General features: G+C 43.9%; 9 protein-coding genes. 4 read left to right on the top strand and 5 right to left on the bottom strand.

The window, feature by feature from the left end:
* Window positions 1–706: 706 nt before the first annotated feature.
* From A7D14_RS13970 to ribD, 5 genes are all read right to left on the bottom strand, one after another.
* The gene (locus tag A7D14_RS13970; RefSeq protein ID WP_067032377.1) at window positions 707–1,318 is read right to left on the bottom strand and encodes an IMPACT family protein; all 612 of its coding nucleotides are present in this window, start codon (window positions 1,316–1,318) and stop codon (window positions 707–709) included.
* Window positions 1,319–1,677: 359 nt separating this feature from the next.
* Window positions 1,678–3,744, bottom strand: coding sequence for a BspA family leucine-rich repeat surface protein (locus A7D14_RS13965; RefSeq protein WP_067035841.1), 2,067 nt, complete (start codon window positions 3,742–3,744; stop codon window positions 1,678–1,680).
* A gap of 217 nt (window positions 3,745–3,961) precedes the next feature.
* Window positions 3,962–4,825: a DMT family transporter gene (locus A7D14_RS13960; protein ID WP_067035838.1), complete on the bottom strand. Its 864-nt coding sequence runs from the start codon at window positions 4,823–4,825 to the stop codon at window positions 3,962–3,964.
* Entirely contained in the window at window positions 4,826–5,428 is a 603-nt protein-coding gene (locus tag A7D14_RS13955) for an HAD family hydrolase (protein ID WP_067035836.1), read from the bottom strand.
* Window positions 5,421–6,503, bottom strand: coding sequence for a bifunctional diaminohydroxyphosphoribosylaminopyrimidine deaminase/5-amino-6-(5-phosphoribosylamino)uracil reductase RibD (ribD, locus tag A7D14_RS13950; RefSeq protein WP_255307466.1), 1,083 nt, complete (start codon window positions 6,501–6,503; stop codon window positions 5,421–5,423). Before ribD ends, A7D14_RS13955 begins: the two co-directional genes overlap by 8 nt.
* On the opposite strand from ribD, the gene A7D14_RS13945 reads away from it, so the two are divergent.
* Genes A7D14_RS13945 through A7D14_RS13930 form a run of 4 tightly spaced genes read left to right on the top strand, consistent with a single transcriptional unit; the run spans window position 6,502 to window position 10,212 of the window.
* The gene (locus A7D14_RS13945; RefSeq protein ID WP_067035833.1) at window positions 6,502–6,987 is read left to right on the top strand and encodes a GNAT family N-acetyltransferase; all 486 of its coding nucleotides are present in this window, start codon (window positions 6,502–6,504) and stop codon (window positions 6,985–6,987) included. The two genes, ribD and A7D14_RS13945, sit on opposite strands and share 2 nt — an antisense overlap.
* Window positions 6,987–7,916 (top strand): peptide chain release factor N(5)-glutamine methyltransferase, encoded by a 930-nt coding sequence (gene prmC / locus A7D14_RS13940; protein ID WP_067035829.1) that lies wholly within the window; start codon window positions 6,987–6,989, stop codon window positions 7,914–7,916. The genes A7D14_RS13945 and prmC overlap by 1 nt, the downstream gene beginning before the upstream one ends.
* Window positions 7,913–9,913 (top strand): NAD-dependent DNA ligase LigA, encoded by a 2,001-nt coding sequence (gene ligA, locus A7D14_RS13935; RefSeq protein WP_067035826.1) that lies wholly within the window; start codon window positions 7,913–7,915, stop codon window positions 9,911–9,913. The genes prmC and ligA overlap by 4 nt, the downstream gene beginning before the upstream one ends.
* Window positions 9,910–10,212 (top strand): hypothetical protein, encoded by a 303-nt coding sequence (locus A7D14_RS13930; RefSeq protein ID WP_067035823.1) that lies wholly within the window; start codon window positions 9,910–9,912, stop codon window positions 10,210–10,212. Before ligA ends, A7D14_RS13930 begins: the two co-directional genes overlap by 4 nt.
* Window positions 10,213–10,429 lie beyond the last annotated feature (217 nt).

Below are 10,429 nucleotides of genomic sequence, written 5' to 3'. Positions count from 1 at the left end.
AAGGGCCAGGAAAAACAATTTTTTTTGTGACATAATTTCTAAAGTTTTATCATTAAATCCACAATTTCCCAAAACCCGGACAAACTTTTAGGTGCGATCTGACGGATGGCGTTTTTGGGTTGATGTAGGCCGTTTTTGGTTTGTTACTGCCTGCCTGCCGTAGGCAGGGGTTATTCAGTTATTTTGTTACTGAGTTACTGGGTTACTGGGTTATTGAGTTACTGGGTTATTGAGTTACTGGGTTATTGAGTTACTGGGTTACTGAGTTATTCAGTTATTTTGTTGTTGGAAGTTGGAAGTCGCCTGCCCGCCGCAGGCGGGGAAGTCAGAAGTTTGAACTTGAACTTTTACTTGATGGACGGTCTCTAGTCTCTAGTCTCTAGTCTCTAGTCTCTAATCTCTAGTCTCTAGTTTCTTGTAATAGGTTATTCAGTTATTTTGTTACTGTGTTATTTGAATTTGATACTTGGGCTTGAACTTGCTCTTGCTCTTGTCTAGTCTCTAGTCTCTAGTTTCTTGGTTCTTTGGTTATTATGTTATTTGAACTTGATACTTGGGCTTGAACTTGCTCTCGTCTCTTGTCTTTGGATTATTGGAATTTGGTATCTGGTGCTTGGAATTTGGAGTTTGTGATTTGGGATTTGGTCAGAAGTCGGAAGGCAAGACGGGAAAGTCTTTGTTCTTGTGTCCAGTAGCGAAGCGGTCTTTACTCTTTTATCTTAATGCCCACACCCTGCATATCTTCAAAAAGATGTTGCGTTTTTTCCGCTTCACTTTGTCTTACGGAGATGACCAACTCGCAATCCATTTCCATTTTTTGGGAGACAATGTTCAGGTTTTTTTGTTTGATGGTGCGCATGACCTTGTCCATTTCAGGGTATTCAAATCGGAGTTCAAATTTGGATGCAATCACCCGCTCCACAATTTTGGCATTTTCAAGGGCCATTTGCGCCGCCGTGCGGTAGGCCTGGATCAACCCGCCGACCCCTAATTTGGTGCCGCCAAAGATTCGGGTGACGGTCACCAGCACATTGGTCACATCAAAAGATTGAATTTGCCCATAAATGGGCATTCCGGCAGAATTGTTGGGTTCCCCGTCATCATTCGCGCGATAGGAGCGGTTCTGTTCTCCCAATTGCCACGCATAGCAAACATGATTGGCCGTGTGGTATTTTTGTCTCAACTCCTCAACAATGGGCTTTACCTCATCTTCCGAAGTAATAGGAAATACTTGGGCAAAAAACTTGCTCTTCCGGTCTTTGTAGAGGATTTCTTCCGAAGGTTGGGCAACGGTTTTGTAGACATCATTTTTTTGCATCAGAGCAAAACTACCTATTCAGAATGAGATGGGAAGCATTTTGGACTGTCAGAAGTCAGAAGTCGCCTGCCCGCCGCAGGCGGGGAAGTCGGGAGTCAGAAGTCAGTATGCAGTATGCAGTGCACAGTCAACAGTAATTCCTGTTTTTGGTTTTGACTCAGGCAGGAATTAGCATGAAGGATTGTTTGTTCTTGTCTCTTGTCTCTTGTAATGGGTTATTTTGTTACTGAGTTACTGAGTTACTGCCTACTGATCTACTGCCTACTGGAAGCCTGCCATAGGCAGGGGTTTTCAGTTCTTCAGATATTGGAAATTGCTAATTGTCCATTGTTATTAGAAAAGAGCTACCAATATAGTGCTCAATTGCAATTGTGATCAAGTCCATCATCATAAATGTCCCACCCTTTAGTATTGATCAGTTCACCCCTAGCATTAGCTCCATTGCAGTAAGTAACATTGTTCGTTCCCAATGTTAAATTTTCTGGGGTATTGGGATTAGCAGCCCACCCAATCAAGATATTATCATAATTGGTAGTGGAAAGCCCTGAATTATTGAAAATACCATATAGATGTCCTGAACTTGCAATGTTCCATGTCCCAAGGTTTTGGTCAAAGGAACTTGCATATTTGAACATATATCTCATATCTGTGACATTGCTCACATTCCATCCACTGATGTCTTGGTTGAAGGAGGTGGCACTGGCGAACATTTCATACATTTGTATAGCACTGCTTACATCCCATCCTCCAATGTTCTGGTTAAAGGAAGAGGCACTGGAGAACATAGAGGACATTAAGCCAACCTGACTCACATCCCAACCGCTTATATCTTGGTTGAATGCATGGGCGGAATGAAACATAAATATCATATTCTGTACCTTACTTACATTCCATGCGCCAATATCTTGGTCGAAGGAACCTGCAAAATGGAACATACTTGACATATTCAATACATTGCCCACATTCCATGCGCTGATGTCCCCATTAAAGGCAGAAGCACCTGTAAACATATTCGACATATCCGTAACCGTGCCCACATTCCACTCATTGAGATTTTGGTTAAATACTTCGGCACCTTCGAACATCGCTGCCATATTGTTTACTTTGCCTACATTCCATCCACCTATGTCCTGATTAAAAGAAAGGCATCTGTAAAACATGCTGTTCATATTGACGACATTGCTAACATTCCATTCACTAATGTTCCCATTAAAGGCAACCGCATGTGCAAACATGGAATTCATAATTTGCACTTTCTGCACATTCCAATTGTTGAGATCCTGGTTAAATGAACTGGCATAATGGAACATGGCTGTCATATCGATTATATTTTCTGTGTTCCAATTGCCGATTACTCCATTAAAGGAACTTGCGCCCCAAAACATATATGAAAGATTGGTCACTTTGGATAGGTCGGGAACGTCCGTGGCATGGTATTCCATTTTATTACATGCTTTAAAGGCAGATCCCATGCTCTTCCATTCAATGGTACCCCATTGCTTTACACTTACAAGTTTACTTGCATGTAGTGGCTCATTGCTCATTTGAATCGCAGGAAAATCCCCCTGTATGGCCACGGTATAGGTGCCTGCCGTTGCGTAGGTGTGCTGTGGGTTTGAATTGGTGGCTATTTCCTCGATAGTACCATCACCCCATTCAATTTTGTAATTATAGGAATAGAAAGGGTTCACCCCAATGGCAATGGTCTCGTTGTCCGTTTCGGTCTTCCAGGTTGTCACAAAAGATTCAGACTCCTCAGCGAGGGTGTCAATTACATTGCCCACAGTTATGGTCACTTGGGCTTCTGCACTATGGGAGCCATCAGAAACACTAACAGTTATGTTATGTTCCGGGGCAGTCTCAAAGTCAAGGTTCTGCCCACTGGTCAGTTTTAACTCTCCCGATTCCGAGATTTCAAACAAGTCGTTGTCATTGGTCGATATGGAAAACACAAGAGCATCCCCATCGAGATCATTTGCCATAATGGATCCGATGATTGAGGTATCAGCAATATCTTCGGTTGCTTCAAAGGTTTGGGCTGCTATTGTTGGGATTTGGTTCTCCGTAACATTGATGATAATCTCTGCGCTGGAACTGATGGTATTATCGCTCACGCTCACCTTTATGATGTGGGTCTGGGCAGAAGCAAAGTCCAACTTTTTGCCGCTGGCTAGGCTCAGGACACCGGCAGGGGTTAATTCAAACAGATTGTTGCTGTTGGTCTGAATGCTGAAAGTTAGGGCCTCTGAATCTGCATCTGTGGCCACGACTGTGCCAATTATCTCCCCATCAGTGATGTTCTCATGGGCAGTAAATGTTTGTGTATTGATTACAGGGGCAATGTTCGTGGATTGTTTGGGACCATCATCTTTACTGCAAGACAATACGATGCATGTAACAAATATTGCATAGAGTAGGTTTTTCATTGTTGCCCAATTTTGGTTAATAAGTGAATTTATTTTTTAATAATGGAAGCTGGGGGCATGAATTGACGAATACTCCTTTTGAATTGACAGATGTCAAAGTATTGGATTTTAAAAGACAGGACAAGAGATGTTTTTGTGGCTTTTTAAGGGTAGATTTTGAATCATGGAAAGGGTGAAAACCGAGCAAAGCTCTTAATGAACAATCTGCCTTGATTCATTAAAATAATGCGACAAGGACGATACTCAAAATGGCCAAGATCACCCCGCCCCAGTTTTTCATGCTCAATCGTTCTTTGAACAGCAGAATTCCCATTAAAGTGGAGAACATCACAATCGCCACATTGTTCAAGGTGAAAATGGCGGCACTGTTCAACAAATCTGAACGCAAAGCCCGAATGATAAAGTAAATGGAGAAATAATTGGGAATCCCCAAAGCGATTCCGCCCAAAATATTTTTAAAGTTGATTTTGAGAGGAGTTTTTTTAGACCGAATACCAATGAATAGTAATCCAGATAATGCGGCGCAACCAAAAATCATGGAAGAAAAAATGGGAATTTCTTCGTCCGTCAGATGCAGTTCCTCAAAGTATTTGATGCTCGTGTCAATAACCCCGGAACCCAAGAACACCAAAAAAGGAAGTAAGAGGGTTTTTCTGTTGATGACAATATGCTTTTCCTTCAAGGATGCCAAGTACACGGCTACCAATGCCAGTGCAATCCCAATTACCTGAATCCATGTTAAACTTTCATTGTACAGCCATATTCCAAAGATCACGGGGATCACCAACGACATTTTTGTGGCCACGGAGGCTACCGATACCCCGGATACTTGGGCCGTCTTGGCCATAAGGTTGAAAATGGTGATAAACAGGACACCCATGGCAACCGGTCCCCAAAACCAAGAACTGTGCACCAATTGGCCCATTTCCACAGAGCCTTCATAAAGAAAAAAACCGGTGATGCATGCAACGATGTAATTGACCACAATGGCATACAGGGTTTGCACCTTGTAGGTATCGTACAATTTAAAAACCACAAAAATCAGGGTGGAACTGAGAATGCTAAGGATCAGGGCTATCATTTATAGGTATCGGTTTAATTGTGTGATGTCTTCTTCCCCCACTTGAAGGTTCCAAACATGGATGCCCAAATTGGCGGCCGCATCGGTATTTTCCTTTACATCATCCACAAACAAGGTTTCTTGTGCGGATAGCTGGTTTTTTTCCAACACGAATTCAAAAATCTCCGTATCCGGTTTGCGCATGCCTATTTCGTAGGAGAGATAAAACACCTCAAACGCATTTTTAAACCGACTGAACCGCATCCTGCCCATTTGTTCCTTTACACATTCAATATGCAGGTCATTGGTGTTGCTCAACAAAAAGAGTCGGTGTTGGTTGGCTTGGGCCAAATTTTCAAGAAACCGTAATCGCTCTTCAGGAAAATCCTGCAGAATGGCATTCCAAGCGTTTATCAAATCGTTCATGTTGGCTTGTGGAAATTGATTTGAGATCGTATCTAGAAAATGATCGGAAGTAACCAACCCCTTTTCGTAGTTTTTAAACAAAATATCCAGTTCTGGGGTGATGCCCGTAAACCCAAATTTCAGCATTTCCCTAGCCGTGGCCGGTTTGTCCAAATTGATGAGCACATCGCCAAAATCAAGGATAATGTTTTTAATCATGGGTGTAGATGGATAAAGTGTCCGACAAAATACGTTCCTTACTCAGGAGCTTTCCTTTTATACGAGGTGCTGCAATACCTCCTTTAAAGGTTTTTTGAGCCGTAAAAATTCGGGCTTCATCCCATAAACCTTCATCAATAAAAGTTTGAAGCATCTTTGAACCTCCTTCAACAAGCACACTGGTTATGGAATGCTTGTGCAGCACCTCACAGATTTGGGCAGCCACGGGTTTTGCAAAATCGATTACTACGTAATCAATACCCTCCAAATATTTAGATTCATCTTCGATTTGGGTCAGAATACTAGTTTTTACTGATTGGTCCATCACATGAAAATGAGAATCGATCCTAAGATTTTTATCCAAAACCACACGAATGGGATTCTTTCCGGCCCAATCTCGAGTGTTCAATTTAGGGTTGTCCTCCAAAACCGTATGTGTTCCCACCAAAATGGCTTGTTCCTGATTCCGCCATTGGTGCACCAATTGTTTGGAGTAGGGGTTGGTGATCCAAAAAGGTTCAGGAGTGTTTTTTCTGATTTTTGGGTCTGGGGCGATAAAACCATCCTCGGTTTCGGCCCATTTTAATATAATGTAGGGTCTTTTCTTCTCCTGAAAGGTCAAAAAGCGCTTGAGGTGTTTGCGACACTCATCCTCAAGTACGCCCACGCTAACTTTGCAGCCGGCCGCCGCCAATTTTTCAATCCCTTTTCCGGCCACTTTTTCATGGGGGTCCTTAATGCCAATGACCACCTCTGGAATTTTATGTTTTATGATCAAATCGGCACAGGGCGGTGTTTTCCCATGATGTGAACAGGGTTCCAAGGTGACATACAGCGTAGCTTCGCTCAGTATATGTTTATCCACAACAGCATTGATGGCATTCACTTCGGCATGGGGGCCGCCGTAGGGACTCGTATATCCTTCCCCAATGATTTTGTCCTTATGGACAATAACACAGCCCACCATGGGATTGGGAGCTGTGGTGCCCAGCCCTTTTTTGCCCAGTTCAATGCTTCTGAGGATGTATTTTTGGTGTATATTCACCCCGCAAAAATAGAACAATAAACGCAACATGAAGGATATGGTGATTCGTGAAATCACACCAGAAGATAATGCCCAAGTGGCCCAAGTGATCAGAAAAGTTTTTGAGGACATGGGAATACCAAAGGTAGGTACAGCGTATGCCGATAAAGCTTTGGATGATATGTTTGCGGCCTACGATGTGCCCAAAGCGGCCTACTTTGTAGTGGAACACCAAGAAAAGATCATTGGGTGCGCCGGAATCGCACAGTTGCAGAACTATGATGGCAATGTCTGCGAGCTGCAAAAAATGTATTTTTTGGAAGAGGCCAGAGGAAAAGGAATTGGTTCTGAGATGATTACCGTCTGTTTGGAGAAAGCCAAGGAATTTGGGTTTGAGGAATGCTACCTGGAAACCATGCCCTATATGAAAGCGGCCCAAAAACTGTATCAAAAGAACGGTTTTGACTATATCGATGCTCCCATGGGCAACACAGGACACTATTCCTGTCCCGTCTGGATGCTTAAAAAATTGTAATGCTGCTGAGGGAAATCAAGAACATATTCCATAAGGAGTTGGATGAGATTTATCCCATTGAGGAGGTAGATGCCTTTTTTTACCGATGCGTGGAGCACTATTTAAAGCTGGAACGGTTCGTTTTGGCGGTGCAACCCCAACTGACATTGGGCAAAGAAGAAGAACAGCCATTGTTTGAAGCCCTTTCCCAATTAAAACAGGAACGCCCCCTGCAATATATTTTGGGCATGGCCCACTTTATGGACATGGAGTTAAAGGTCAATGAAAGTGTTTTGATCCCAAGACCGGAGACCGAAGAATTGGTACAATGGATTTTGGAGGATTTTGAAAAACAGAGTAATCAGGACGCTGAGCGGAGTCGAAGCGTCATTTCGACTCCGCCCAATGACCGTTCTTTGCAAATTCTTGACATCGGCACCGGAAGCGGCTGCATTGCCATTGCCTTGGCCAAACATATTCCAACTGCAAAGGTGTTTGCTTTGGATGTTTCCGAAGACGCATTGGAAGTAGCGCGGGAAAATGCCCAAAAAAATCAAGTGGATATCACTTTTCTTCATCAAGATATTCTTGCGCCGAACCCAGAACTTGGTCTTGACCTTGACCTTGCACTTGCACTTGATTTTGACATCATCGTTTCCAACCCACCCTATGTCAGGGAGTTGGAAAAGGGTAAAATCAAAAACAATGTAAAGGAACATGAGCCTGGAACAGCACTTTTCGTCCCCGATGAAGACCCTTTACTATTCTACAAGGCCATTGCGCAATTTTCCAAAGCTAATTTGAAGAAAGGTGGCAGCTTGTATTTGGAAATCAACCAATATCTGGGAGAGGAAACCAAAGCCCTTTTGAAAGCCCATAATTTTTCGGAAATTGAACTGCGAAAAGACCTTTTTGGCAACGACCGAATGCTTAAAGCACGTAATTCATGAACATCAAAGAAAGAATAACATCCCTGCGGGATGAGCTCAGGGAACACAATTACAAGTACTACGTGCTGGACCAGCCTTCCATCACGGACTTTGAGTTTGATATGAAGCTGAAGGAACTCCAGAAATTGGAGGCCGAACACCCAGAGTTTTATGACCCTGCATCGCCCACCATCCGGGTTGGGGGCGCAGTGACCAAGAATTTTGAGACCGTAGTGCACGAACATCGCATGTACTCCTTGGAAAACTCGTATTCCAAAGAGGATTTGGAGGATTGGGAGAAGCGTATCCAACGTATTTTGGGCGATGTTGAGGTTGAATTCACTTGTGAGTTGAAGTATGATGGCGCTTCCATTAGTCTCACCTACGAAGATGGAAAATTGGTCAAGGCCGTGACCCGTGGTGATGGTTTTCAAGGCGATGATGTAACCAACAACATCAAAACGATAAAATCCGTTCCCTTGCAATTGAAAGGGGATTATCCACCCAAATTTGATATTCGTGGGGAGATTATTTTGACTCTCGAAGGTTTTGCCAAAATGAACCAAGAGCGAATTGAGGCTGGGGAAGACCCTTATATGAACCCCAGAAACACAGCTTCCGGAAGTTTAAAATTGCAGGACAGCGCCTTGGTGGCACAACGTCCTTTGGAGTGCCTGCTCTACAGTATTGCTGGAAATAATTTGGGCATCTCCTCCCAATTTGAAGTCTTGGAAAAAGCACGCTCGTGGGGCTTTAAGGTCCCAACCGTGGCCAAACTCTGCAAGAGTATGGAAGAGGTGATGCAGTTTGCGGATTATTGGGATATCCACCGTCACGATATGTCTTTTGAAACCGATGGGGTTGTGGTCAAAGTGAACAGTATCCAGCATCAGGAAGAGCTGGGCTATACGGCAAAATCCCCACGTTGGGCCATGGCCTATAAATTTAAGGCGGAGCAAGCTACGACTGTCCTGAACGAAATCACCTACCAAGTGGGGCGTACCGGGGCCATTACCCCTGTGGCCAATTTGGAGCCGGTATTGTTGGCGGGCACCACGGTAAAACGGGCTTCTTTGCACAATGCCGACCAAATTGCCAAGTTGGATGTTCGGGTTGGGGACACTGTTTTTGTGGAAAAAGGAGGAGAGATCATTCCCAAGATCATAGCCGTGGATTTCACCAAACGTGCTGTGGATTCAGTTCCCACCCAATATATTACAAACTGTCCCGAATGTGGCACTGAATTGATCAGAAAAGAAGGTGAAGCGCAACACTTTTGCCCCAATGATACAGGTTGCCCCCCACAGATTACTGGCCGCATTCAACATTTTATCTCACGGAAGGCCATGGATATTGAAGGCATGGGCAGTGAAACTGTGGAATTGCTGTTCAAGGAGGGACTCATTTCCAATTATGCCGATTTATACGAATTGACCAAGGAGCAAGTCATGCCCTTGGAGCGCATGGCCGAAAAATCCGCAGAAAATCTGGTCAATGGCGTAGCGGCTTCAAAAACCATTCCTTTTGAACGGGTATTGTTCGCATTGGGAATCCGTTATGTAGGCGAGACTGTCGCCAAAAAGTTGGCCAAGGCCTATAAAAATATTGATGCATTGATGGTGGCGAGCCATGAGGAGTTGGTGGCAGTGGATGAAATTGGGGAACGCATTGCAGAGAGCGTCATCAAATTCTTTTCGGAACCCACCAATTTGGAAATCATAGACCGATTGAAATCCTACGGATTGCAATTTTCCCTCTCCGAAGCACAATTGGAAAATCAGACCGATAAATTAAAAGGGCAGACCTTTGTGGTTTCCGGGGTGTTTGAAAATATCAGCAGAAACGACCTTAAAAAGTTGATAGAGGACAATGGGGGCAAAGTGGCTTCTTCCATTTCCTCAAAAACGTCGTTTGTGGTAGCTGGTGACAATATGGGACCCAGCAAAAAGACCAAGGCGGAAAGCTTGGGGGTCCCCATTATTTCGGAACAGGAATTTATGGAAAAACTGAATGCATGAGACCAAGTTCCTATATTGAATTTCAAGAAACTTTGCAGGAAAATGAACCTTCCCAAGAATGGCCGGAAGCGCTTCAAGCGTTGTGGTATGATGCCAAGGGCGATTGGGAAGCTTCGCACAACATTGCCCAAGACATCCACTCAGCCATTGGCAGTTGGATTCATGCCTATTTGCACCGCAAAGAGGGTGATAAATGGAATGCAGGCTATTGGTATCGGCAGGCTGGAAAACCCTTTCCCAATTATTCTTTGGAAGAGGAACTCAAAGTTTTGGTCAATGCAATTATCAATGTGCAATAAGCAGTTGGCAGTAAGCAATTCTTAAATCCCAAACTCCAAATTCCAAACCCCAAGCACCAACATACCAAATACCAATAACACAGTAACAAAATAACCGAATAACCCCTACCTACGGCAGGCGGGCAATCTCAAAATCAAAAACGGGATTTACTGCTGACTGTCTACTGACTCCTGACTCCCCCGCCTGCGGCGGGCAGGCGACTCCCGACTTCCAATA

Source organism: Allomuricauda sp. CP2A (genome assembly GCF_001683915.1).
In the GTDB taxonomy this organism is placed as follows: Bacteria; Bacteroidota; Bacteroidia; order Flavobacteriales; family Flavobacteriaceae; genus Flagellimonas.
Note: the sequence above shows the minus strand (reverse complement) of the source record. Positions and strands in the feature narration are given on the sequence as shown.

Coding starts and splice junctions, on each gene's coding strand:
- A7D14_RS13970 (WP_067032377.1), bottom strand. CDS start 1,318: ATGCAAAAAAATGATGTCTACAAAACCGTTGCCCAACCTTCGGAAGAA.
- A7D14_RS13965 (WP_067035841.1), bottom strand. CDS start 3,744: ATGAAAAACCTACTCTATGCAATATTTGTTACATGCATCGTATTGTCT.
- A7D14_RS13960 (WP_067035838.1), bottom strand. CDS start 4,825: ATGATAGCCCTGATCCTTAGCATTCTCAGTTCCACCCTGATTTTTGTG.
- A7D14_RS13955 (WP_067035836.1), bottom strand. CDS start 5,428: ATGATTAAAAACATTATCCTTGATTTTGGCGATGTGCTCATCAATTTG.
- A7D14_RS13945 (WP_067035833.1), top strand. CDS start 6,502: ATGAAGGATATGGTGATTCGTGAAATCACACCAGAAGATAATGCCCAA.
- ribD (WP_255307466.1), bottom strand. CDS start 6,503: ATGTTGCGTTTATTGTTCTATTTTTGCGGGGTGAATATACACCAAAAA.
- prmC (WP_067035829.1), top strand. CDS start 6,987: ATGCTGCTGAGGGAAATCAAGAACATATTCCATAAGGAGTTGGATGAG.
- ligA (WP_067035826.1), top strand. CDS start 7,913: ATGAACATCAAAGAAAGAATAACATCCCTGCGGGATGAGCTCAGGGAA.
- A7D14_RS13930 (WP_067035823.1), top strand. CDS start 9,910: ATGAGACCAAGTTCCTATATTGAATTTCAAGAAACTTTGCAGGAAAAT.